This window comes from Marinobacter salinexigens, assembly GCF_008370345.1.
GTDB lineage: Bacteria > Pseudomonadota > Gammaproteobacteria > Pseudomonadales > Oleiphilaceae > Marinobacter > Marinobacter salinexigens.
The window spans coordinates 1-493 of sequence record NZ_VTUU01000105.1 but is presented as its reverse complement, the minus strand read 5'-3'; the positions used below and the strand labels follow the sequence as shown (position 1 = coordinate 493).

At 48.1% G+C, this 493-nt stretch carries 1 protein-coding gene; it reads right to left on the bottom strand.

What is annotated here, in order from left to right:
• Positions 1-181: 181 nt before the first annotated feature.
• A partial coding sequence (locus FWJ25_RS20845; RefSeq protein WP_149601890.1) for a CGLD27 family protein occupies positions 182-493 on the bottom strand: 312 nt, incomplete at its 5' end.

The window sequence follows — 493 nt, the reverse complement described above, 5'->3', positions numbered from 1 at the left end:
CATCAGGATAAATTTTCATAAGAGGCTTGCGTCTAAAATGTCGATACTAGTGTGGGTGTGGCCAAATATTTACATTACCCTAGTTTGATGGATCAGAAACCCCGTACAGAAACCCCCGTATATACCCTGTGAGACCATATACCGCCATCTACAAACCTTCCATGCTCCACGCTTTACGATGCTACGACAAATCAGGTTCTCCACAGAATGCATCGGGCTCAAACGACCTTGCAGCAGCGTCGCTGTACACTCCCGGGATAGACCTTCCACCGGTATTTCCATAAGGTTCCTTTGGGGTTTCCGTGTTCACGTACAGAAGAATGCAAAGGATCAGGGAGCCTGCCAGACCCACCAAGGTGAACTTCACCCTGTTTAGCACAGGCTTGACAGAAAATGAGCCTAGAAGCCGATCACGAGCTAAAACTTCTGGAGTTTTAACCCATATCTGACCATCATACCATCCCGTTTCCTCATACTCCACTGTGGCGCTGAG